Origin of the sequence: Mycobacterium sp., assembly GCF_019247635.1 — a bacterium.
Classification (GTDB): domain Bacteria; phylum Actinomycetota; class Actinomycetes; order Mycobacteriales; family Mycobacteriaceae; genus Mycobacterium.
The window spans coordinates 1-22,822 of the sequence record NZ_JAFBAR010000010.1 but is presented as its reverse complement, the minus strand read 5'-3'; the positions used below and the strand labels follow the sequence as shown (position 1 = coordinate 22,822).

Here is a 22,822-nt window from a genome sequence, read left to right as displayed (position 1 = left end):
TCGCCCTGAGAACACGCTCGGCGAAAGTTCATCCGCCGCGGTCGACCCAGCCGCCGCGTGCCATCACACCCGTCACCCGCAGATCGCCGTCCAGCACAACAAGATTGGCGGCATAGCCTTCCTTCAGGCTGCCCACGCGCTCGAGTCGAAGGGCGCGTGCGGGGGTCGTTGCGGTCATCTGCGCCGCGGCGGCCAGCGCCGCATCGGAGCCGTCGCCGGCCAAAGCGCGGAAGAGCACGTCCATGGTCGCGGTGCTGCCGGCGATCGTCGAAGTCCCGTCCACCCGCGGCACCCCCGAGATGACGTCGACACGGACCGAGCCCAGGCGAAACGTGCCGTCCGCGCAGCCGGCCGCGGCCAGCGCATCGGTAACCGCAGCCACCCGCCCTGGGCCCACGGCGTCGATCACCGCACCGATCACCTCGGGGTGGACGTGGAGGCCATCGGCGATGATTTCGACGACCACCCGTTCGTCGCGCAGTAAGGCCAGCGCTGGTCCCGGATCGCGATGATGCAGCGGTCGCATCGCATTGAACAGGTGACTGCCGATCGTGGCACCGGCCGCGATGGCCTGCCGGGTCTGCTCGTACGTCGCATCCGTATGTCCCACGGCGACAATGACTCCCGCGTCTATGAAACGCCGGATCGCCGCGTCGGCACCGGGCAACTCGGGGGCCAGCGTGACCATTCGGATGGCGCCATTGCCGGCAGCAAGCACGGCGTCGATCTCGGTGGGGTCCGGCACACGCATCAATGTGGGATCGTGTGCCCCGCACCGCGCCCGACTCAGCCACGGGCCCTCCAGATGTATGCCCGCGACGGTGCCCGCCCGGGTCGCCTCGGCGAGTGCGCGCACCGCGCAAAGCAGTTCCATGGGAGCGCAGGTAACCACACTGGCCAGCGTCGTGGTGGTTCCGTGCCGCAGGTGAAACGCGGCCGGCAGCAATGCGTCGTCGGTGTAGGACGCCCCACCGCCGCCGTGTACATGCATGTCGATAAACCCTGGCACCACAAGGGAATCCGGCAGATCGACATCCTCGGGTATAGGCGGCGCGCCGACACCGCAACCGACAATCCGTTGATCGGAGGTCTGCACCCAGCCCGGCCGGCAGACCCGGCCGTCGATGACGACAGCACCCGCGCTGATCACCGTCACCAGTGCCCGCCGTTCTCCCAGAAGTGCCGAATGTCTTCGAGCTGACGGCCTTTGGTCTCTGGCGCGTACCGGTATACGACGGCGAAGCTGACCGACGCGAAAAGCGCGAACAGGGCGAAAACTCCTGCGCCGCCGAATGCATGCAGCATCGTCAGAAACACCGCGGCAACGATCGCGTTGGCGATCAGGTTCGAGGTGAGCATCATGCTGGACCCGATCGACCGCAGCCGAGAGGGGAAGCTTTCGCCGGCATACACCCAGACCATCGAACCGAAACCGAAGCTGAAGCCGATGATAAAGAGCAGCACTCCGGCGAACCCCAGGTTCGCCCCGCCCCCGGCGAAACCCGAGCGGAATACCGCGATCAGCACGACGTCGGCGGTGATCATCATCGCTATGCCGGACAACAGGATTGGGCGCCGGCCCAGCCGGTCGACAAGAAACAACGCGGCAAGCACCGCCGCCAAACCGGCGACTTGGACCAGCGCCGGCAGCGCCAGCAACGCGAAATCGCCGGTGAAGCCCATCGCGGCGAACAGCCGCGGACTGTAGTAGACGATCGCGTTGATGCCGGTGATCTGGATCAGAAAGCCAAGTGTGACCACAAAAAGGGTGGCCCGCAGGTACGGCGGTCGCAGCGTCTCGACGATCCCGCCGCCTCCTTCGCTTGCCGCGCGGGTGATTTCGGCCAGCTCCGCCTCGACGTCAGCCGAGGGTTCGACGCGCAGCAGCGCGCGTCGGGCGTCGTCGACGCGCCCCTTGAGCAGATACCATCGCGCGGTGTCGGGCACGCGCAGCAGCAATGGCAACAGCAGTGTGGCCGGCACCGCGGCCAGCCCCAGCATCCAGCGCCAACCGTGTGCGCCGGCCAGCAGGTAACCGCTGACGTAGCCCAGAATGAGGCCGCTGATCGTGGCGAGCTGGTAGGTGGCCAGCAGTGCGCCGCGCACCGCGGCCGGTGCCGACTCGGCGACGTAGACCGGCACCACCACCACCGACACCCCGATGGTCAGGCCAAGCAGTACTCGGGCCACCAGCAGCATCGGCATCGACACCGACACGGCGCCGAGCAGCGCGAACATCGCGTAGCCCACCGCGATCAGCACCATCGACCTCTTGCGTCCGATCGCGTTTGCCAGCGCCCCGGCACCGAGCGCCCCGGCGATCTGGCCGATCACCACCATCGTCGTCAGCAGTTCCTGCTGTTGCGTGGTCAGGCGGAACTCGTCGGTGATGAACAGCAGCGCCCCGGCGATGCTGGACAGGTCGTAGCCGTAGATGACGCCCACACTCGCCGCGGTGAGCCCGACCAGCAGCCCCCGGCGCGACCTGATGGTCAGCTGGGCCGCACCCGGTCGCGCAGCACCTTGATCACGCGGTCCGGGTCCTCGGGGGTGATGCACGGCCTGATCCACCGGCCCACATGCAGGATCAGCAAGGTGCGTTTGCGGCTGCGGCGCATGTCCAGCGGCAACCAGTGGCGCGGGTTAGCGGTTCCCCACAGCCGGCCCTTGCCGGTGGCCCAGCTCATCGGTTTGGCCTTGATGCACTGGATCTTGTTGTAGGCGATGCGTTTTGACGACGCGAACGGGAAATAGTAACGCCGGATGGTGATTCCGTCCTCGTCGAACACCAAGCCGTCGTCCTCGTAAAGGGCTTCGGTCACCCCGAGGAGTCTAGTGCGGCAAACGGCGATTCATAGAGCGCGCGATCAGGATCAATCCGAACACGACCAGGGTGCCGATCACGGCGACGCCCACCCGCACCGGCAGGGCATCGGCGGACGACATCAGCCCGGCGGCCTGCGGACTACCGCTTTGCCGGTTGGCCACGTCCTGCTTGGTATTGACCAGCGAGGGGTCGGGTTCGATCAGCGACCCGATCTGGGTGCCCTGCGGGGTGCTGAAGCCGTAATCCAGCAGGTGCGCCGCCTGTTCCCAGGGCGCGATCGGCTGCCGGGTGCCGTGCATCAGCACGGCCATCAGCCGCCGCCCGTGGCGGTTGGCCGCGCCCACAAAGGTCTGGCCGGCGTCGTCGGTGTAACCGGTCTTGCCGCCCATCGCGCCGGAGTAGTTGTAGAGCAGCTTGTTGTCGTTCTCCAGTTGGTAGCCGGGGTGATCGCCGTGGCCGGGGAAGTCGAACGTGCGGGTCGCGACGATGTCGGCGAAGGCCGGATTCTGCCAGGCGTACCGGTAGAACAAGCCGATGTCATACGCCGAGGTGCTCATGCCGGGCCCGTCCAGGCCCGACGGCGTCGCCACCCGGGTGTCCTTGCCACCGAGTTTGGCGGCCAGCACGTTGATCTTCTCGAGCGCTTGCTGCATCCCGCCGAACTGCATGGCCAGCGCGTGCGCCGCATCGTTGCCGGAGTGCATCAGCAGCCCATGCAGCAGCTGGTTGATGGTGTACACACCGCCGTCGTCGACTCCGACCTTGGTGCCCTCGGCGGCCGCGTCGTCCGCGGTGCCCGTGACCGTCTTATTGAGGTTGAAGGCGTTCAGTGATGCCATGGCGACCAGCACCTTGATGATGCTGGCGGGCCGGTGCCGAGCGTGGGGGTCCCGCGCGGCGATGACGGCACCGCTGTCCAGGTCGGCCACCAACCAGGCCTCGGCGGAGATGTCGCCCGGCACCGGCGGCGTGTCCGGTGCCGCGATGATGCCGCATCCGCCAAGCGCGTCGCCGCCGACGGGTTTGGCGGGCACCGGCAGCGGCTGCGGTGGGTCACCGGCCTGCGGAACCTCCGACGAATCCACCGCCTTCGGGGTGGACACCTTGTACGGGCAATTGTCGGCCGCCCCGGCTGCGGGGTTGGGCTCCGCGTGCGCCGCCGGCACGGCGAGCGCCAGGCCGGGCCCGGTCGCCAGGAAAACCGCTGCGGCCAGGCACGATGCGGCGCGTAAGAAATGCATTGCAGTGCAGACTAGGCGATCGGCGGTCCGATCGCGGGGTGCCGCGCTGTGACTGCTGGGACGGAAGTAATGAATCGGGCTGTGTGGGCGCGCCAGACGCGGGAAAGTCGGGCAAAGTACACCACGTGCGATCGCTCAAGGACTTGCTGAAGCAGGTCGAGAAGCAAACCCAGGTTCGCCGCTCCGGATTCGAGGATGTGCTGGCGGAGCTGATGGAGCACCGCGATGCGGCGTCCGATCCCGAGCTGCGCGCGGCTCTCACGCACCTGTGCAATGCCCTGACGCGGTTCTCGAAAAGCCCGAGCACGGCACGCACCCGCGAGGTGCTGGTGGCCGCCGCCGCCGCGAAACGCTTCCCTACAGCGGAATCTCGGACAGGACCCCGCGCAGGATGGATTCGATGGCGTCGAACTCGGCCTGACCGCTGATCAGCGGCGGCGCAAGCTGGATGACGGAATCGCCGCGATCGTCGGTACGGCAGTACAGTCCGGCCTCGAACAGCGCCGAGGAGACCTGGCCCAGCAACGCTGGTTTTTCGTCGTCGTCGAAGGTCTGCTTGGTCGCCTTGTCCTTGACCAGTTCGATGCCGAAGAAGTACCCCTCGCCGCGGACATCGCCGACGATCGGCAGGTCGTACAGCTTCTCCAGCGTGGCGCGCAGCGCCGGCGACTGACGTTTGACGCCGTCGTTGAGCCCCTCGCGTTCGAAGATGTCCAGGTTGGCCAGCGCGACGGCCGTCGACACCGGATGGCCGCCGAAGGTGTAGCCGTGCGGGAACATCGTGTCGCTGTCATAGAACGGCTCGAACAGCTTCTCGCTGGCGATCATCGCGCCCAGCGGCGAGTAACCCGATGTCAGGCCCTTGGCGCAGGTGATCATGTCGGGGACGTAGCCGAAGTCGTCACAGGCGAACATCGATCCGATGCGGCCGAACGCGCAGATCACCTCGTCGGAAACCAGCAGCACGTCGTACTCGTCGCAGATCTCCCGGACCCGTTCGAAATAGCCCGGTGGCGGCGGGATCGAGCCGCCGGCGTTCTGCACCGGCTCCAGGAACACCGCGGCGACGGTGTCTGGTCCTTCGAAATCGATCGCCTCGGCGATCCGGTCGGCGGCCCACCGGCCGAACGCTTTGAGGTCGGCGTCAAACGGCTCGGGCGCGCGGTAGAAGTTCGTGTTGGGCACGCGGAAGCCGCCGGGCGTCACCGGCTCGAACGGCGCCTTGTACTTGGGCAGTCCGGTGATCGCGAGCGCGCCCTGGGTGGTGCCGTGGTAGGCGACCGATCGCGAAATGACCTTGTGCTTACCGGGTTTGCCGATGAGCTTGAAGTATTGCTTGGCGACCTTCCATGCGGTCTCGACGGCCTCGGTGCCGCCGGTGGTGAAGAACACGCGGTCGAGGTCGCCGGGGGCGTAGTTGGCGAGCCTTTCGGAGAGCTCGATCGCGGTGGGGGTGGCGTAGCCCCACAGCGGGAAGAAGGCCAGGGTTTCGGCCTGCCGGGCGGCGACCTGGGCCAGTTCGCTGCGGCCGTGCCCGACCTGGACCGTGAACAGCCCGGACAGCCCGTCCAGGTAGCTCCTGCCGCGGTCGTCGAAGATGGTCACGCCCTCGCCACGCACGATGACCGGCGGCGTGAATCCCGGCCCCTGCCGGGCGAAATGGAGCCAGAGATTGCTCATTGCTTCCGAGTTACCCGAGTTACCCATCGATCGCGAGCGTAACGCCACTGCGCTTTCCGCGGCCGAAATTGTCCGTCGCGTTACGCTCGCGAACGTGGCGGACGACTTCGAGGCGTTGCGTCCTCAGCTGTTGTCGGTGGCCTACCGGCTGACCGGCACGTTCTCCGATGCCGAGGACATCGTGCAGGACGCGTGGCTGCGCTGGCATACGCAAGACGCTCCCATCCACGATCTGCGGGCATGGTTGACGACGGTGGTGAGCCGACTGGGTCTGGACCGGCTGCGCTCGGCCGCGCACCGGCGGGAGACCTACACCGGCCAGTGGCTGCCCGAACCCGTCGTCACCGGCTTCGACCGGGCCGATCCGTTGTCGGAGGTGGTGTCCCGCGAGGACGCGCGGTTCGCCGCGATGGTGGTGTTGGAGCGCTTGCGCCCCGATCAGCGGGTCGCCTTCGTCCTGCACGACGGGTTCGCGCTGTCGTTCGCCGAAGTCGCCGAGGTGCTGGGAACCACCGAGTCCGCAGCACGGCAGCTGGCCTCGCGGGCGCGCAAGGCCGTAGCGGCGGACCCGCCGCCCGAACCCGACCCCAGCCACGCCGAGGTCGTCGGCCTGCTGATGGCCGCCATGGCCGCCGGCGACCTGGACGCCGTCGTGTCGCTGCTGCATCCCGACGTGACCTTCGCCGGCGATTCGAATGGCAAGGCGCCCACCGCCGTTCAGACTATCCGGGGGGCGCAGAAGGTGGCGCGGTTCATCTTCGGGCTGGCCAAGCGCTATGGCCCGGCCTTTTTCACCGCCAACCAGCTGGCGCTGGTGAACGGTGAACTCGGCGCTTACACCGAGGGCAGCCCCGGGGACGACGAGCACCGGGAAATGATGCCGCGGATCCTCGCGCTGAGCGTGCGCGACGGAAAGGTCTGTGCCCTATGGGATATCGCGAACCCCGACAAGTTCAGCGGGTCTCCGCTGCGCGGGTAAGCAGGGCGAGGCCCTGACGCAACGCCCCGGCGGCCTCGCTGGCGGCTTCGGCGAACCGGCCGCCGAGGCCGACGAAGTTGAGGTAACCATGGGGTAGGTCTGCCTGGCGGCTCAGCGTCACCGGGACCCCGCCCGCTCGCAATGCGTCCGCGTACGCCTCGCCCTCGTCGCGCAGCGGATCGAATCCGGCGGTGGCGATGTAGGCGGGCGGCGCGCCGGTGACGTCGCCGTGCAGAGGGGAGAGCCGCGGATCACGCAGGTCGGTCCCCTGCGGTACGTAATTGGCCAGCGCCCAAGCGAAATTGCGGTCCGTGAACGTGGAATTTTTGTTGAACAGGTCGCGCGAAGGCCGGCGCGCGCTGACGTCCGTCGGCGGATACATCAGCAACTGAAACGCCGGGAGGGCACCGCCTCGGCGCACCGCCTGCTGCGCGGTCACGGCGGCCAGATTGCCGCCCGCGCTGTCCCCTCCGACGGCGATACGGTCGGGATCCGCGCCCAGATCGGCGGCGCGGCCGTGGGCGTATTCGAACGCCGTGAGCGCGTCGGCCACGGCGGCGGGAAACCGGTGCTCGGGCGCGCGTCGGTACTCGACCGACAGCACACGCACGCCGGCGTGGTCTGCCAGATACCGGGCGACCGGATCGTGGCTGATGCGGGAACCGACCGTGAAGCCGCCGCCGTGGTAGTACACCAGCAGTCCCGACGGCTCCGGCGCCCCGGCCGGGACGTACAGGGTGGCCGGGATGTCGCCGTGCTCGGCGGGAATGACGACCCCGCGCGCGGCGATAGGTGCCGCCGGTTCGTACCCGATGAGCAGCGGAAGGCCCTCGTATCGCGCGCGGGCTTTTTCGACGGACCCGGCGAAAACGTCGGAGCCCGAAAGGTTTTTGAGACGGATGACGAGCTGCGCGTCGAGTGCCTGCTGCTGCCCGTCGATGCGCACCGGCGGGCCCGCCAGCAGCCGGCGGATCGGCCGGGGCAACGCGAACAGGGTGCTGACCACTCCGGCTTTGACGCGAACGCTTAACGGTGCCATCAGATCTCGTCCTTTCGGGCGACGAACCGCATGACGTGGCCCAGCAGCCGCGATCGCAGGCTGACCGTCAGCCCGTTGCGCGCGCACTCGGCTTCGAAATCTGCGGGACCGATCAGCCGATGCGGCGATCGGTCCAATCGGTGAAACGCGCTGGCCAGCGGTGTGCGGGTCAGGTCGTAGCCGACGAAGGTCCCGCCCGGCCGCAATACGCGGGCCACCTCGGCGAGCGCGCGCTCCCACTCGACGATGTGATGCAACATCAAACAGCTGACCACGGAATCGAAGGAGCCATCGGGAAACGGCATGGCGGTCGCGTCGGCCGTGCGTGTCGATGCCTTGGGGAAATCGCGCAGGCGCGCCGCGGCGGCCTCAGTCATGACCGGGTCGATATCGATTGCGGTCCAAGCGATTTCGGGGTCATGCGAAAGTAGTTGGTGGGCAACGGATCCGCTGCCGGCGCCGATTTCGAGAACGTCGCGCCCAGCGGTTGGGCGCGCAGCTCTCGGGCGACGGCGGCGCTGCTGGAACGCCACAGGGCGCTGCTGCAGAAGGCACGTTCGGACGTTGACATGACAGGCATCCGGAAACTCCCTTACATCGTGGATATGCCAAGCCTGGGTTAATCCCGACGGGCGCGCTTGTATGGATCCGTCAGATCCGAGCGTCTTGCACCGCATGGGCGAATTCGCGCGGTGCCGCCCCGGTCATCTCCCAGCACACCCGGTTGCCGTGTGCGCCGTCGGCAAAGCCGGCCAGGTGGGCGGCATCGGTGACGGAGGCGCCATCGGCCAGATGACCCACGGCGGTCACCAGCCGCGCCCAGCGGATGGCGGCCGAAAACGACACGCCCGTCTGCTGTTTGCACAGGCGGCCGAGGTAATCGGGCGATAGCGCGACGGCACCGGCGACCGACGCCACATCGATGTGGTCGGGCATGCGACTGGACACCACTTCGAACGCCTGCCGCAGCTGCGGGTGAACCGCTCGCGGCTCGTCCGAGCCCGGTCCGCACAGCCGGTCGACCAGGAAATCGGCTGCGGCCCGTGGGCCACTGGCGTCCAGCTCCGCGGCCGTGGCCTCGGCCAGTTGTGTTCCGTCGTCGACGATCCAGACGCCGCGACCGCGGCTGCGGCTCAACCTGTTCAGCGCGATGCCCTGCGGTGTCTGCAGCCCCAAGTACAGCGTCAGGGACGACGATCCCGGATCTGAGCGCACCGCATGGCGTTCGCCACTGCCGACCACCACCAGTCGGCACGCGACGTGGGCATCGCCGCCGCGGGTGATCGTCAATGCATCCCGTCGGCCCAGGGTGACCTGAACAGCGGGGTGGTGGTGGACGGCAAGGTCCGAGAACCCGCCGGCCACCATGTGCCGGCCCGGCCCCAGGTCCCACACCCGCATTTCGCCACTCTAGACCTCGTTGGCCCAGGGCACCCGGCACGCGGCACCGGAGTTGAAGCCCTGCTCGGTGATGCCCAGTGCGGTATTCATCCGCGCCCGCATGTTCTCCACCCCGATCTGGTAGGTCAACTCGATCACGCCGGCGTCGCCGAACCGGGCCCGCAGATCGGCGACCTGCTCGTCGGTGACGGAGTGCGGATCGGCCGTCATCGCGTCGGCGTAGGCGATGGCGGCGCGCTCGTCGTCGGTGAACGCTGCGGACGTCGCGTAGTTGTCGATCTCTTTGAGGCGGGCCATGTCGAGGCCGTCCAGCCGCTGCAGCATGGAGCCGAAGTCGACGCACCACGAGCAGCCGATCTTGCGTGCGGTCCACAACACCGCGAGTTCGCGAACGCTGAGCGGCAGCGCTGTCGATGCCCGGTCCAGCATGCTTTCGTGCACGGCGTAGGTGACCAGCAGCCTGCGGTGCTGCGCGGTGACGGCGACCGGTTCGGGGACCGCGCCGTAACGCCGTTTGGCGACCCGGTACATAACCCGAGTCAGCGGGCCGACGCGTTGCGGGGGCAGGGGCGCGATGCGGGTTTTCTGTGTCATACCCCTCAGACGAGACGGGGCGGGGGATTGTGACGGGCGTTCCAAGGTTTCCAAGAATCTGCCAAGAATTCGAAAAGGGCCTCCTAAGAGGCTGAGCTGGTGTCTGCTACTTATACCGCCGTTACGGAGCTGCCGATGTTTGACGATCTCGAGGCTTGGACGCACACTCAGGTACTTTTCGCGCACACGCGTGCGGACCAGGGACGGCTCCGCGCTGCGGTCGACGCCGTCTTCGCCGACCACGCGGAGCTTGGCACCGTCTTCGAACCGTTCTTCGAAAAGTGGATGTCGCGGTCGGGCGGGGGATGGGGTTGGGCGGTCGAGCCGCCGGGCGCCGCAGTCGAGGAGGTGGTCGAGCGGCATCGCGCGAGCTTCGACATGCGCACGGGCAGGTTGTTCAATGTGTCGCTGCTGCCTGGCGACCCCGATCGGCTGGTGCTCACCGCCAGTCGGCTCTGCGTGGACGACGAGGCGTGGCAGGTCGTGGTGGACAACCTGCTGGAGGCCTATGGTGACGACCTTGGCCGAGCAGACGCAAAGGTCCCCGACACGCCGCGTATTCAGGGGCTTTTGCGACTGCTCGGCGCGAGACGCTAGATTTCGCGCCGCTTGCCTACCGGCGTGACGGCGGGCAGATCGCCGCCGCCGATCACCGTTCGGGCGATCGGCGCCAGCGCGTCCAAGAGTGCCTGCAGTTCGGCGTCGTCCAGACCGTCGAACGCGTGCAGCGCTAGGGCGTCGGTGGTTGTCTCGATCTGCTCCTTGAGTTCATGGCCCGCGAGCGTCACCGATCCGTCGTCGGCGAGCAGGCCGCGGTCGGCAAGGCTCTGCTCGCAGGCGCGCCATTCGGCGTCGTCGTAGTGACGGGCCCGTTTCAGGTAGTCGGCCGGCACTCCAACGGCCGCGCCGTGAAACACGTTGGCCTCCCGTCCCGAGACGCCGGCGGCGACGAGTGCGGCGACGTGACCGTCGCCGCGCTGCTCGCGCAGCAGGGTTGCCGCATGCCACAGCGCGGCGACCGGCTCCGACGGCCAGGGCAGCGCGCGGTTGGCCGCGAACAGCGGCCGGCCCTCAAGGGGGGCAAGTTGTGCCGCGCGGGTAGCCAATTGGGCTGCGGTACCGATGTTTTCGTTATCGGTCAGGCCACATCGCCGGAGCGCCGCGACGGCCGAGTCCTGGCGGGCCCGCAGCGCGAGTTCTGGACCCGCAATCTCCCAGGCCGCCGGCAGGGCCTTAGCCACGCGCGCGGGGGCGAAGTTGTAGAACACCGCCGTCACGACCTCCGGGGGCACTTGGCCCAGCGGGGCCGATCGGGCCGCGAAGTAGCCCATCCAGAATCCGCGGTAGCCAAGGTCGTCGAGGGCGTTGCGCGCCTCCGGCGCGAAGTAGGTCACCACGTGCACGGGTTCGAAGCGATCGAAGAGCTGCCGGGCTAGCTCAGGTGTTCGTTGCATGGTTGCAGCTAAGCACCGGACCTTCGCATGCCTATTGGCGGTCGCCTCAATTCGGCGAGCAGACGCAAAATCCCCTGCGCACCCGGCGTGTCGGGTGCTTTTGTGTCTCCTCGCCCAGCTGGCGATCGTTGATAGCATCCACACACCGTCTCGCGCGCGGAGGAGCCGCCATGCCAGGGCAGGAAGGGCCGCAAGGGCAGGAAGGGGAAGTCTTCGGCCGCTATCGGCTCCTCGAAGTCATCGCGCGGGGCGCCAGGGGACGGTGTATCAGGCCCACGACACGATGATGAATCGCGAAGTGGCGATCAAGGTGCTGCCTCCTGATCTGGCCGCCGACCCAGCCTTCAACGAACGCTTCCGGCGTGAGGCCAACGTCGTGGCCCGGCTGAACAATCCGAACATCCTGCCGGTTTTCGAGGCCGGTGATATCGATGGGCGGCTCTACCTGGTGATGCCCGTCGTCGACGGAGTCGACCTGGATAGTTTGCTCGAGCGCGACGGGCGGATGAGCCCCACGTTGGCGGTGCGGGTCATCGAGCAGGCCGCCGCAGGCGGAGTGGCCCCCGCCGCCCACCTAGGCCGAGCAGACGTGAAAGCACCCGACACGCCGCGCATTTGAGTGCTTTTGCGTCTGCTCGCCAACTTAACGCGAGAACAGCAGCGCGCGCTTGACCTCTTGGATCGCCTTGGTCACCTCGATGCCGCGCGGGCAGGATTCGGTGCAGTTAAACGTGGTTCGGCAGCGCCATACGCCGTCGACCTCGTTGAGGATGTCAAGGCGTTCGGCGGCGGCCTCGTCGCGGCTGTCGAAGATGAAGCGGTGCGCGTTGACGATCGCGGCCGGGCCGTAGTACTGGCCCTCTTGCCAGAACACCGGACAACTGGTGGTGCAGCACGCGCACAGGATGCACTTGGTGGTGTCGTCGTAGCGGGCGCGGTCGGTCGGGCTCTGAATCCGTTCCCGCGTGGGCGGATTGCCGCTGGTGATCAGGTACGGCTTCACCGCGCGATAAGCGTCGAAGAACGGCTCCATGTCGACGACGAGGTCCTTCTCCACCGCCAGCCCCCGGATCGGCTCGACCGTGACGGTCAAAGACTTGTTCGCCTTCTTGGGCAACAGGTCGCGCATCAACACCTTGCACGCCAGCCGGTTGACGCCGTTGATGCGCATGGCGTCCGAACCGCACACACCGTGCGCGCAGGACCGCCGGAAGGTCAGCGTCCCGTCGAGGTAACCCTTGATGTAGATCAGCAGATTGAGCAGCCGGTCGCTGGGTAGACACGGCACCCGAAAGCTCTGCCAGCCACCGGTTTCCGCGTACGCGTCGGGTTGGTCGGGGTTGAACCGGGCGATCTTTACTGTCACCATCACCGCGCCGTCCGGAACCGGCGGCAGGGGCGGCTCCAAGGTCTGAACCTGGGGTGCTCCCTCTGTTTCCAAAGGCATCAGTACTTCCGTTCCTTGGGTTCGTAGCGGGTCTGCACGACGGGTTTGAAGTCCAGCCGGATGTCGCTCAGGAGGTCGGTGCCCTGCTTGTAGGCCATGGTGTGACGCATGTAGTTGACGTCGTCCCGGTTGGGATAGTCCTCGCGGGCGTGCCCGCCGCGGGATTCCTTGCGGTTCAACGCACCTACCACGGTCACCTCGGCGAGCTCCAGCAGGAAGCCGAGTTCGATGGCCTCCAGCAGGTCGGAATTGAAGCGTTTCCCCTTGTCGTGCACCGTGATTCGCGGGTAGCGTTCCTTCAACGCGTGAATGTCGGTCAACGCCTGCTTCAGCGTCTCCTCGGTGCGGAACACCGCGGCGTTGTTGTCCATCGTCTGCTGCAGGGCGCCGCGGATGTCGGCGACGCGCTCGTTGCCGTGCTCGGAGAGGATGTCGGCCACCCAGCCGACGACCATCGCCGAGGGGTCCGGCGGCATGTCGACGAAGTCGTGGCCCTGCGCGTAGGACGCCGCGGAGATGCCGGCCCGCCGGCCGAACACGTTGATGTCCAGGAGCGAGTTGGTGCCCAGCCGGTTGGCACCGTGCACCGACACGCACGCACATTCGCCGGCCGCGTACAGGCCCGGGACCGTAGAAGTGTTGTCCTGCAACACCTGTCCGGTGACGGTGGTCGGGATACCGCCCATCACGTAGTGGCACGTCGGGTAGACCGGGACCAGTTCGTGCACCGGGTCCACGCCCAGATAGGTGCGGGCGAACTCGGTGATGTCGGGCAACTTGGACTCCAGCACGTCCTCGCCGAGGTGGCGGACGTCGATGTAGACGTAGTCCTTATGCGGCCCGGCGCCGCGGCCCTCCAGGACTTCCAGCACCATCGAGCGCGCGACGATGTCACGCGGTGCCAGGTCGACGATCGTCGGGGCGTAGCGCTCCATGAAGCGTTCGCCCTCGCCGTTGAGCAACCGACCACCCTCGCCGCGAACTGCCTCGGAGATCAGGATGCCCAGGCCGGCCAGCCCGGTCGGGTGGAACTGGTGAAACTCCATGTCCTCCAACGGAAGTCCCTTGCGGAAGACAATGCCGATGCCGTCACCGGTCAGCGTGTGTGCGTTGGAGGTCGTCTTGTACATCCGGCCCGAGCCACCCGTGGCGATCACCACGGCCTTGGCATGGAAGACATGAATATCGCCCGTCGCCAACTCGTAGGCGACCACACCGGTGGCCACCGGTCCGCTCGGCGTCTGCGTCAAAACCAGGTCTAGCGCGTAGAACTCGTTGAAGAACTCCACGTCGTGTTTGACGCAGTTCTGGTAGAGCGTCTGCAGGATCATGTGGCCGGTGCGGTCGGCCGCGTAGCAAGCCCGTCGTACCGGGGCCTTGCCGTGGTCGCGGGTGTGACCGCCGAAGCGGCGCTGGTCGATGCGGCCCTCGGGGGTGCGGTTGAATGGCATCCCCATCTTTTCCAGGTCGAGCACCGCGTCGATGGCTTCCTTGCACATGATCTCCACGGCGTCCTGGTCGGCGAGGTAGTCGCCGCCCTTCACGGTGTCGAACGTGTGCCATTCCCAGTTGTCGTCTTCGACGTTGGCCAACGCGGCGCACATGCCGCCCTGGGCGGCGCCGGTATGGCTGCGGGTGGGGTAGAGCTTGGTCAGCACGGCGGTGCGCGCCCGCGGACCTGCTTCGACGGCGGCACGCATCCCGGCCCCGCCCGCCCCGACGATCACCACGTCGTATCGGTGTTGCTGGATCACTGGTCAGGCTCCGATATTCGGGTCGAAGGTCAGCAACACGTAGGTGCCCAGCACCAGCGTGAAACCGATCGACAACAGCAGCAGACTGTTGAGCCAGAACCGGGTGCTGTCCTTGCGGCTGTAGTCGTCGATGATGTTGCGCAGGCCGTTGCCGCCGTGCAATTGCGCCAGCCACAACAGCGCCAGGTCCCAGAACTGCCAGAACGGCGAGGCCCAGCGCTGCGCCACGTAGTTGAAGTCGATGCGGTACACGCCGTTGTCCCACATCAGCATGATGAACAGATGGCCGATGGCCAGGACGACGAGTGCGACGCCGGAGAACCGCATGAACAGCCACGCGAATTTCTCGAAGTTGGGAATCCCGGCGCGGCGCCGCGGGGACCGCGGATTGTCCAGGCTGGCCGGGCGGTCGTGGCTGCGCTGCTGGACGGGCGCGATTTCACCGCGCCCGAGTTGAAGGTCGGGGTGGCTCATCGGAAGTGCTCCATCATGTGGATGGCTGTTACCACCCCAGCAGGAACCATCAGCAGCAAAAAGACGACGCCGATCACCCACAGCATCAAGCGTTGGTGGCGCGGGCCCTCGGCCCAGAAGTCGATCAGGATGATCCGTATCCCGTTCAGCGCGTGGAAGAGTACGGCGGCGACCAGCCCGTATTCCATCAGCCCGACGATCGGCGTCTTGTAGTCGCCCACCACCGCGTTGTAGGTCTGGGGGCTGACCCGCAACATCGCGTTGTCGAGGACGTGGACGAACAGGAAGAAGAAGATCGTCGCGCCGCTGATGCGATGCAGCACCCACGACCACATACCGGGGTCGCCCCGATACAGGGTCCGAGGTGGTCGGCGCTTGCGTGCTGGTGTCGCCTGTGTCGCTTGAGTCGCCGTTCTACTCACCCCTCAAATGAAGTGCTGTTCGGGCAACCGAGCTTATCCCGGCAAAGTTGCCGGGCGGAACCTATCGACGCGGAAACCGGGCATGTGCCGTTTCGGGGTTAGGGTGGGTTTTGCGCTGCCGGCCGACGGATGAGTGGGGTTACGGGATTGCCTGACATTTATTGGAACATGTTGCGGGACAAAGCAACCCAAGCTGCAACCGGGGCATACGCGCCGTACTCGCGCTTCCGGGTCGGTGCGGCCGCGTTGGTGGACGACGGTCGAGTGGTCACCGGATGCAATGTGGAGAACGTCTCATATGGCCTTGGTCTCTGTGCTGAATGCGGCGTGGTGTGCGCCCTGCACGCGACGGGCGGCGGCCGGTTGGTTGGGTTGGCATGCGTCGACGCTGACGGGTCGGCGCTGATGCCCTGCGGGCGGTGCCGCCAGGTCCTGCTGGAGCACGGAGGACCCGAGCTGCTGATCGACCATCCGGCCGGGCCTCGCCGGCTCGGCGACCTGCTACCCGACGCCTTCCACGCGGAGCTGCCTTGACCGACTTCGCATTCGACGCGGCCTTCGACGCCCCGACGGTGATCCGCACCAAGCGGGACGGCGGCCGGTTGTCGGATGCGGCCATCGATTGGGTGATATCCGCCTACACCGACGGCCAGGTTGCCGACGAACAGATGTCGGCGTTGCTGATGGCGATTTTTCTGCGCGGCATGGACCGCGGTGAGATCGCCCGATGGACGGCGGCCATGCTGAATTCCGGTCCCCGAATGGACTTCAGCGATCTGCGACTGCTGACCGTGGACAAGCACTCCACCGGCGGGGTGGGAGACAAGATCACCCTGCCGCTGGTGCCCGTCGTCGCCGCCTGCGGCGGCGCGGTGCCGCAGGCGGCCGGCCGCGGGCTGGGTCATACCGGCGGCACCCTGGACAAGCTGGAATCGATCCCGGGGTTCACCGCCGAACTGCCCAATCAGCGTGTGCGCGAACAGCTTTGCGATGTCGGTGCGGCGATCTTTGCCGCCGGGGAGCTGGCCCCGGCCGACGCCAAGCTGTACGCGCTGCGCGACATCACCGGCACCGTCGAGTCGCTACCGTTGATCGCCAGCTCGATCATGAGCAAGAAACTGGCCGAGGGAGCCGGCGCACTGGTGCTCGACGTGAAGGCGGGCCGTGGGGCATTCCAGGACTCCGAAGCATGGTCCCGCGAGCTGGCGCACACCATGGTCGAGCTCGGCGCGGCGCACGGCGTGCCCACCCGCGCGCTGCTGACCGACATGACCACTCCGTTGGGTGTGACCGTCGGCAATGCGCTCGAGGTCGCCGAGTCGCTGGAAGTGCTGGCCGGTGGGGGACCGCCCGACGTGGTGGAGCTGACCCTGCGGCTGGCGGCCGAGATGCTCGAGCTCGCGGGGATCGGCGGCGTCGCTGGTTGTGACCCCGCGCAGACGCTAACCGACGGCTCCGCGATGGACCGGTTTCGCCGGCTGGTCGCCGCCCAGGGCGGCGATTTGTCGAAGCCGTTGCCAATTGGTGGGTGTTCGGAAACCGTCACAGCCGGGCGGAGCGGCACAATGGGCGACATAGACGCATTGGCAGTGGGGCTGGCGGCATGGCGGCTCGGCGCGGGCAGGTCCCGGCCGGGCCAGCGCGTACAGGCCGGTGCCGGCATCAGGATCCATCGCCGTCCCGGTCAGCCCGTGGCCGCCGGCGAGGCGCTGTTCACGCTCTACACGGACACTCCGGAACGTTTCTCGGCCGCGATGGCCGAGCTCGACGGTGCCTGGACCGTGGGCGACGCGGCGCCGGAGCCGCGCCCGCTCATCATCGATCGGATCTTGCGATGACGCTGAGCCTGGACGCGATTCGGCAAGCGCCGAAGGCCCTGCTGCACGATCACCTCGACGGCGGGTTGCGTCCATCCACCGTGCTCGACATCGCCGGCCAGGTTGGCTACGACGAGCTACCGTCCACCGACGCCGAGGCCCTGGCGACGTGGTTTCGCACCCAGTCGCACAGCGGATCGCTGGAGCGCTACCTCGAGCCCTTTTCGCACACCGTGGCGGTGATGCAGACTCCCGACGCGCTGTACCGGGTCGCCGAGGAATGCGTGCAAGATCTGGCCGCGGATTCGGTGGTCTACGCCGAGGTGCGGTTCGCCCCCGAGCTGCACATCAACCGTGGGCTGTCCTTCGACGATGTCGTGGACGTGGTGCTGGCCGGTTTCGCCGCCGGCGAAAAGGCTTGTGCCGCAGCGGGTCGGCCGATCGTGGTGCGTTGTCTGGTCACCGCGATGCGGCACGCCGCGGTCTCACGCGAGATTGCCGAGCTGGCGATCCGCTTCCGGGATAAGGGTGTGGTCGGATTCGACATCGCCGGCGCCGAAGCCGGATATCCACCGACCCGGCATCTGGACGCCTTTGAGTACATGCGAGATCACGACGCGCGCTTCACCATTCACGCCGGGGAGGCGTTCGGCCTGCCGTCCATCCACGAGGCAATCGCGTTCTGCGGGGCCGACCGGCTGGGCCACGGGGTGCGCATCGTCGACGACATCGACGTCGATCCCGACGGGCGGGTCCGACTGGGCAGGCAGGCATCGATCCTGCGGGACAAGCGAATTCCGCTCGAGTTGTGCCCCTCCTCCAACGTGCAGACCGGTGCCGTCGCCAGCATCGCCGAGCATCCCTTCGATCTGCTGGCCCGAACACGCTTCCGGGTGACGGTCAACACCGACAACCGGCTGATGAGCGACACCACGATGAGCCTCGAAATGCACCGGCTGGTCGACGCGTTCGGCTACGGCTGGAGCGACCTGGAGCGCTTCACCATCAATGCGATGAAGTCGGCGTTCATCCCGTTCGACGAACGGCTGGTGATCATCGACGAGGTGATCAAACCGCGGTATGCGGTGCTGATCGGTTAGATCAATCCGTCCAGCCCATCGACGCCGAGCAGCAGGGCGCTTCCGCCGGTGCCGGGATCGCCGATGTTCAGGGAAATGCCGCCGTTGCCGCCGTTGCCGCCGACCCCGATCAGCAGGCTGTTGCCACCGTTTCCGCCACGGCCACTCGGGTTTAAGCCGCTAGCGGCGCCGCCGGCGCCGCCGGCGCCGCCACCGCCCAGCAGAGCGCCGGCTGTGCCACCCGCGCCGCCGGCGCCTTCTCCGGGGGCAAGCGGTATGAGGCCGCCGGCGCCGCCGTCGCCGCCGAAGCCCAGGAGGGCGGCGTTGCCGCCGGCTCCCCCGGACCCGCCTTCATCGCCTCCGCTGCCTCCGGCGCCTCCGTTGGAGAGCAGCAGACCCGAGTTGCCGCCGGCCCCGCCGGCGCCTCCGGAGAGCCCGCCGTTCCCGCCGTCCCCACCGTTGCCGAAGAGCAGCCCGCCGCTGCCCCCGACCCCGCCCTGAGCATGTGTGCCGAATCCGCCTGAGCCACCTGCGCCGCCGCCGCCGAAGATCAGGCCGCCGTTGCCGCCGGCGCCACCCGTCCCGCCGGTGGCGGTAGCGCTGTGTCCGCCTGCACCACCCATCCCACCGCCGGCCCCGAGGAGTCCGCCGAGCAGTCCGCCGTTACCACCGGCACCCCCGGCACCGCCATTACCCGCGTTCGCCGCCCCTATTACGGCGTACCCGCCGACCCCGCCGTCCCCGCCGGCACCCAGGAGCAGGGCGGCGCCGCCGGCGCCGCCGGCGCCTGCGGTCGTCGTCGTCGAGACACCGCCGGGTCCGCCGACCCCGCCGTTGCCCAACAGCAGCCCCCCGAGGCCGCCGGCGCCGCCGGCGCCGCCGGTGCCGGTCCCGGAGAAGCCGCCGGTCCCGCCGGCGCCTCCCGTGCCGAGCAGGCCGGCCACGCCGCCGGCCCCGCCGTTTTGACCGGCGGCCGCGCCCGACCCGCCGGCGCCACCGTTGCCCAGCAACAACCCGCCCGCCCCGCCGGGCAGGCCGGAGCCGGGCGCCGCGTTGAAACCGTCGCCGATTATCGGACGCCCCAAGAGCAGATCGGTGGGCTCGTTGATCAGGGTGTACAGCGGCTGCAGTGGGGCCGCGCCGTTGGCTCCCGGGGTCCCGATGGTGGTTTGGCTGAAGCCGCCATTGCCGCCATTGCCGCCGGGACCGAACAGCCCGCTGCCTCCGCCGTCGCCGCCCGCACCGCCGGATGCCAAAATGCTGGAGCCCCCGGCGCCGCCGGCTCCGCCGACTCCGATCAGCAGACCGCCCTGGCCACCGTGCCCGCCGACCCCCCCGTTAAAGACCGTTAGCCCGGAGCTGCCGCCGGCACCCCCGATACCGCCGAAACCGCCGTTTCCGAGGAACAGCCCGCCGGCCCCGCCGGCCCCGCCGGCCCCGCCGACATTATTTTGGCTAGTTCCGCCGGCCCCGCCGGCGCCACCGGAGGAGAACAAAGCGCCGGCGTTGCCGCCCTGGCCGCCGGTCCCGCCGGCGCCGAACCCTTGTCCGCCAGGCCCGCCGTCCCCACCCTGGCCGAACAGCAGGCCGGCGTTGCCACCGGCCCCGCCTGGGCCGCAGGCGCCGCCGCCGAATCCCCCGGCCCCACCGGCCCCACCGGGTCCGGCGAGCAGCCCGGCGGCCCCACCCGCGCCACCCGCACCGCCAGGTGCGTCGATGGCGTTACCCCCGCCGCCGTCGCCGCCGTGGCCGCCACCCGCGCCGAGCAGGCCGGCCAGCAAGCCACCTGCCCCCCCAGCGCCGCCCGCCCCGGCGGGGGAGCCGGTTCCGCCAGTCCCTCCGTGGCCGCCCGCGCCGAATAGTCCGCCGGCACCGCCAGCGCCCCCATTTCCGCCCAGGGCGGTGACGCTGCTGTTACCTCCGATGCCGCCGATTCCGCCGTCGCCGAACAGCAATCCGCCGGTTCCGCCGGCGCCGCCGGAGCCTCCGTTGTCGCCGGCATTGACTCCCGATCCGCCTGCCCCGCCGGGTCCGCCGGTGCCGAACAACCCAGCCGCACCACCGTTGCCGCCGTTTTGCAGGTTCGCCCCCGATCCACCGGCACCGCCGCTGCCGAATAACAGCCCACCGTCGCCGCCGTTCTTGCCCGACCCCGGTGCCGCGTTGGCGCCGTTGCCGATCAACGGGCGCCCCAGCAGCGCCTCGGTGGGCGCGTTGATCGCGATGAACAGCGCCTGCAGCGGGTTGGAGCTGGCGGCCTCGGTGGCCGCGTACGATGCTGCGCCCGCGTTCAAGGCCTGCACGAAGCTGTCGTGAAACGCCGCTGCCTGCATGCCGAGGGCCTGGTATTGCTGGGCGCTCTGCGAGAACAGCGCGGCGATCGCGGTCGAGACCTCATCGGCTGCCGCGGCCGGCAGCGCGGTGGTGGCCGGCGCGGCCGCCACCTGAGCATTACTGATCGCGGTACCGAGGCTGGCTAACTGGGTTGCCGAGTTCTCCACGAAATCGGGCACGACACTGACAAACGACATTTGCTGCCTCCACCGCCGAATCCCAGGAAGTTGCCAGATATCAACCGCCCCGATGTGAGCACGATAACGCGTCCGGCAGGCGCCGAGGCGGGTTTCTGTCACGGATGTGTGAACATTGCCTGCGGCTAACTTGGTGCGCACGGCTCAGCCGGTGATGGAGCCGCGATACGCCGATGCTGACAACGGGGTGACCGCCGGTAGAACGGCGGTGGGTCGTCGTCGGGTGGTGGGGCGTGCGAGGTGAGTTGCGTTGCGGGATTTTGCTTTTGGCGGGCCGGTACGGTCGCGCCTGCTGCGCTGGAGGCCCCAATCGGCCGCCCTCCCACTACCGCATGGCCGAGCCGTCAACCGGATCGGGGTACCCGCCCGCCGTCGGCAGCTTGGCGGTTGGTCTCCCACAGGGGCGGCAGCCGCACGGCCCGGCTGCTAGCGCTGCATCACTGCGTCATTTCGGCCAGCGCGGCATCCGCGGCCGCGACGTCCCTGTGGAACCGCTTTCCGACCCAGTATTCGGTGTCGTCCAGCACGAACGATCCCCAAAGCCCCGACAGTCGGCCGAAGTAAAAGTCGCGTGGACGGCGCAGGCGTAACCCGATTGGTCGGGCCCTCCACTTGGAGAGATCGATCACCAAGATTGCCCGTTCGGTGACCACGACCTCGTGCGATTGGGCAGAGGCCGCCGCAAAACTACCTCGCTTTGACCACGTATACGGCGATGAACCCGACATCGCCGGAAAGACCGCCTGGATTTGCTCGCCCGGCTCCAGATACGGGTCCGCCCTGTTCGCTCGTCTGCTTCTAGCACTCACGCCGACACCCCCGTTCGACGCGCCGCATCAGCGTTACGAGGACTAAGCGGCAACCCGATGTGGCGGAATAGCACAGCGTATCTCTGATCCGCAGACGCGATGGAGACACCATGTGGCATAACGGCAGTACAAACGACAAAAGCCTAACGAAACCGCAGCGACCAGTCTTTCATGTTGCCTCGGTCGGACCTGCCGTGCGGCCAAGAAACCCCCCCACCGTGCAGCGCCTCGGCCCTTCGGAACTTTCGCCGCCCCCACACCGTCCGCGACGTCGCTGACGTATAAGTCGGTGGCATCCACCGCGAGACCGAGGGGCTGGCGGAGGCCGGGGCCACCGCTTGCGGTTAGTCCGCGGTAACAGCCGACCAGGCCGGCGATCAGCCCGAAGCAGATTGCCTGGTCATCGCGATGATACTTCGGGCAAATCGGTGACGGTTGTTAGCGTCGCCAAATACATTCCTTCGGAGACGTTCCACAGGTATACGCCGAAGAGATAGTCGCCCACTAGGCCCACGGTGATGACTAGGCTGTTCAGAAGCGTGGCGATGGTTGTTGCGGCGAGTACTCGAGGCACCACGAGCCGGTGGAGTGGGGGTCGATGCCGAGCACTTCCATTGCGTTGATTTCTTCGCGAATGGTGCGCGCACCCAAGTCTGCGCAGATAGCAGTGGATCCGGCGCCGGCCACCACGAGCACGGTGACCTGTGGGCCGAGCTGAGTTACCGCGCCGATCGCTGCTCCGGCACCGGAGAGGTCCACGGCACGGTACTGGGCAAGCTAGACGTTGAACGTAAAAATGAGAAGCGTGGCGAACGACACTGAGACAAAAATGGCGGGAAGCAGTGCCACGCGCAGGATGAACCAGCACTGCTGGACGAACTCGCGCCCTTGGAATGGCCGGTGGAACAATGCTACCCGTCAGGACGCACATCCAGAAGAAGCCGCCTAGAAACGCAAAGGGCCTCTCCAGTTGACCGCTGGCGTGGTCTATAAGACTCGGTCCGGCGGACGCGTCACGACGGCTTCTTGTCGAGACGGCAGGACGCCGTTGTTCCGGTTGTCGAATCGCTTGGGATGCACCATGTTCCGTCCCGATCCCGGTCGGGTTTCGCACTGAGCGCCACGCTGGTGTAGCTCGCATATCGCGGATTGTCGGGGGGCTAACCAGGCCCCGTCGGCAACGCGTACGCTCTCGGCTGTTTCGCCGCTGGTGCCGGGTGCGCGCAGAATGCTGTCGGATCACTATGCAAGAGTCCAACGTTCGACTTGCTAGC

22 protein-coding genes and 2 pseudogenes are annotated in these 22,822 nt (G+C 67.8%); 6 read left to right on the top strand and 18 right to left on the bottom strand.

Translation table 11 applies throughout. The features are described 5' to 3' along the window. Positions 1-28: 28 nt before the first annotated feature. From nagA to JO236_RS01720, 5 genes are all read right to left on the bottom strand, one after another. Complete coding sequence (nagA, locus tag JO236_RS01740; RefSeq protein WP_293323883.1) at positions 29-1,156, bottom strand: N-acetylglucosamine-6-phosphate deacetylase; 1,128 nt, start codon at positions 1,154-1,156, stop codon at positions 29-31. Beyond that, complete coding sequence (locus JO236_RS01735) at positions 1,153-2,559, bottom strand: sugar porter family MFS transporter (protein ID WP_293323881.1); 1,407 nt, start codon at positions 2,557-2,559, stop codon at positions 1,153-1,155. Before JO236_RS01735 ends, nagA begins: the two co-directional genes overlap by 4 nt. Further along, positions 2,493-2,822 (bottom strand): hypothetical protein, encoded by a 330-nt coding sequence (locus JO236_RS01730; protein ID WP_293323878.1) that lies wholly within the window; start codon positions 2,820-2,822, stop codon positions 2,493-2,495. The genes JO236_RS01735 and JO236_RS01730 overlap by 67 nt, the downstream gene beginning before the upstream one ends. Positions 2,823-2,832: 10 nt before the next feature. Then, the gene (locus tag JO236_RS01725; RefSeq protein WP_293323876.1) at positions 2,833-4,068 is read right to left on the bottom strand and encodes a D-alanyl-D-alanine carboxypeptidase family protein; all 1,236 of its coding nucleotides are present in this window, start codon (positions 4,066-4,068) and stop codon (positions 2,833-2,835) included. A 357-nt stretch (positions 4,069-4,425) separates the two neighbouring features. Then, positions 4,426-5,775, bottom strand: coding sequence for an aspartate aminotransferase family protein (locus JO236_RS01720; RefSeq protein ID WP_293323873.1), 1,350 nt, complete (start codon positions 5,773-5,775; stop codon positions 4,426-4,428). Between the two features lie 67 nt (positions 5,776-5,842). Between JO236_RS01720 and JO236_RS01715 the strand changes: the two genes are divergently transcribed. Then, positions 5,843-6,727: a sigma-70 family RNA polymerase sigma factor gene (locus JO236_RS01715; protein ID WP_293323871.1), complete on the top strand. Its 885-nt coding sequence runs from the start codon at positions 5,843-5,845 to the stop codon at positions 6,725-6,727. Here JO236_RS01715 and JO236_RS01710 read toward each other — a convergent pair. The 5 genes and pseudogenes from JO236_RS01710 to JO236_RS01690 form a co-directional block, all read right to left on the bottom strand. After that, a complete protein-coding gene (locus JO236_RS01710; RefSeq protein ID WP_293323868.1) occupies positions 6,702-7,766 on the bottom strand; it encodes an alpha/beta hydrolase in 1,065 nt (354 codons plus the stop codon). The two genes, JO236_RS01715 and JO236_RS01710, sit on opposite strands and share 26 nt — an antisense overlap. Then, positions 7,766-8,230 (bottom strand): class I SAM-dependent methyltransferase, encoded by a 465-nt coding sequence (locus tag JO236_RS01705; protein WP_293323949.1) that lies wholly within the window; start codon positions 8,228-8,230, stop codon positions 7,766-7,768. Before JO236_RS01705 ends, JO236_RS01710 begins: the two co-directional genes overlap by 1 nt. Further along, positions 8,140-8,346 (bottom strand): hypothetical protein, encoded by a 207-nt coding sequence (locus JO236_RS01700; protein WP_293323962.1) that lies wholly within the window; start codon positions 8,344-8,346, stop codon positions 8,140-8,142. The genes JO236_RS01705 and JO236_RS01700 overlap by 91 nt, the downstream gene beginning before the upstream one ends. A 71-nt stretch (positions 8,347-8,417) precedes the next feature. Next, positions 8,418-9,167 carry a helix-turn-helix transcriptional regulator gene (locus JO236_RS01695; protein WP_293323866.1) on the bottom strand — a complete coding sequence of 250 codons (750 nt, stop codon included), beginning with the start codon at positions 9,165-9,167 and terminating at the stop codon, positions 8,418-8,420. A 9-nt stretch (positions 9,168-9,176) separates the two neighbouring features. Further along, positions 9,177-9,779: pseudogene (locus JO236_RS01690) on the bottom strand (carboxymuconolactone decarboxylase family protein); the annotation flags it as partial. A gap of 117 nt (positions 9,780-9,896) precedes the next feature. On the opposite strand from JO236_RS01690, the gene JO236_RS01685 reads away from it, so the two are divergent. Continuing rightward, positions 9,897-10,358, top strand: a complete 462-nt coding sequence (locus JO236_RS01685; protein WP_293323863.1) for a hypothetical protein — start codon at positions 9,897-9,899, stop codon at positions 10,356-10,358. Here JO236_RS01685 and JO236_RS01680 read toward each other — a convergent pair. After that, positions 10,355-11,215, bottom strand: coding sequence for an SCO6745 family protein (locus JO236_RS01680; protein ID WP_293323861.1), 861 nt, complete (start codon positions 11,213-11,215; stop codon positions 10,355-10,357). The two genes, JO236_RS01685 and JO236_RS01680, sit on opposite strands and share 4 nt — an antisense overlap. Between JO236_RS01680 and JO236_RS22460 the strand changes: the two genes are divergently transcribed. Further along, positions 11,214-11,834, top strand: a complete 621-nt coding sequence (locus JO236_RS22460) for a protein kinase domain-containing protein (RefSeq protein WP_416362133.1) — start codon at positions 11,214-11,216, stop codon at positions 11,832-11,834. The two genes, JO236_RS01680 and JO236_RS22460, sit on opposite strands and share 2 nt — an antisense overlap. Before the next feature lie 24 nt (positions 11,835-11,858). Here JO236_RS22460 and JO236_RS01670 read toward each other — a convergent pair whose 3' ends face one another. From JO236_RS01670 to sdhC, 4 genes are read right to left on the bottom strand one after another with little or no spacing between them, the layout of a single operon-like run. Next, positions 11,859-12,662: a succinate dehydrogenase iron-sulfur subunit gene (locus JO236_RS01670; RefSeq protein WP_293323856.1), complete on the bottom strand. Its 804-nt coding sequence runs from the start codon at positions 12,660-12,662 to the stop codon at positions 11,859-11,861. Beyond that, the gene (gene sdhA / locus JO236_RS01665) at positions 12,662-14,416 is read right to left on the bottom strand and encodes a succinate dehydrogenase flavoprotein subunit (protein ID WP_293323854.1); all 1,755 of its coding nucleotides are present in this window, start codon (positions 14,414-14,416) and stop codon (positions 12,662-12,664) included. Before sdhA ends, JO236_RS01670 begins: the two co-directional genes overlap by 1 nt. Positions 14,417-14,419: 3 nt before the next feature. Beyond that, a complete protein-coding gene (locus JO236_RS01660; protein ID WP_293323851.1) occupies positions 14,420-14,890 on the bottom strand; it encodes a succinate dehydrogenase hydrophobic membrane anchor subunit in 471 nt (156 codons plus the stop codon). After that, positions 14,887-15,225, bottom strand: coding sequence for a succinate dehydrogenase, cytochrome b556 subunit (gene sdhC / locus JO236_RS01655; RefSeq protein ID WP_293323849.1), 339 nt, complete (start codon positions 15,223-15,225; stop codon positions 14,887-14,889). Before sdhC ends, JO236_RS01660 begins: the two co-directional genes overlap by 4 nt. 234 nt (positions 15,226-15,459) lie before the next feature. On the opposite strand from sdhC, the gene JO236_RS01650 reads away from it, so the two are divergent. From JO236_RS01650 to JO236_RS01640, 3 genes are read left to right on the top strand one after another with little or no spacing between them, the layout of a single operon-like run. Continuing rightward, complete coding sequence (locus JO236_RS01650; RefSeq protein WP_293323848.1) at positions 15,460-15,846, top strand: cytidine deaminase; 387 nt, start codon at positions 15,460-15,462, stop codon at positions 15,844-15,846. After that, positions 15,843-17,150 (top strand): thymidine phosphorylase, encoded by a 1,308-nt coding sequence (locus JO236_RS01645; RefSeq protein ID WP_293323847.1) that lies wholly within the window; start codon positions 15,843-15,845, stop codon positions 17,148-17,150. Before JO236_RS01650 ends, JO236_RS01645 begins: the two co-directional genes overlap by 4 nt. Beyond that, positions 17,147-18,229, top strand: coding sequence for an adenosine deaminase (locus JO236_RS01640; RefSeq protein WP_293323845.1), 1,083 nt, complete (start codon positions 17,147-17,149; stop codon positions 18,227-18,229). Before JO236_RS01645 ends, JO236_RS01640 begins: the two co-directional genes overlap by 4 nt. Here JO236_RS01640 and JO236_RS01635 read toward each other — a convergent pair. From JO236_RS01635 to JO236_RS01625, 3 genes and pseudogenes are all read right to left on the bottom strand, one after another. Beyond that, complete coding sequence (locus JO236_RS01635; protein ID WP_293323843.1) at positions 18,226-20,739, bottom strand: PE family protein; 2,514 nt, start codon at positions 20,737-20,739, stop codon at positions 18,226-18,228. The two genes, JO236_RS01640 and JO236_RS01635, sit on opposite strands and share 4 nt — an antisense overlap. A 437-nt stretch (positions 20,740-21,176) precedes the next feature. Continuing rightward, positions 21,177-21,548, bottom strand: coding sequence for a hypothetical protein (locus JO236_RS01630; RefSeq protein WP_293323841.1), 372 nt, complete (start codon positions 21,546-21,548; stop codon positions 21,177-21,179). Positions 21,549-21,836: 288 nt separating this feature from the next. Next, a pseudogene (locus JO236_RS01625) lies at positions 21,837-22,539 on the bottom strand (MlaE family ABC transporter permease); the annotation flags it as partial. Between the last annotated feature and the right edge of the window lie 283 nt (positions 22,540-22,822).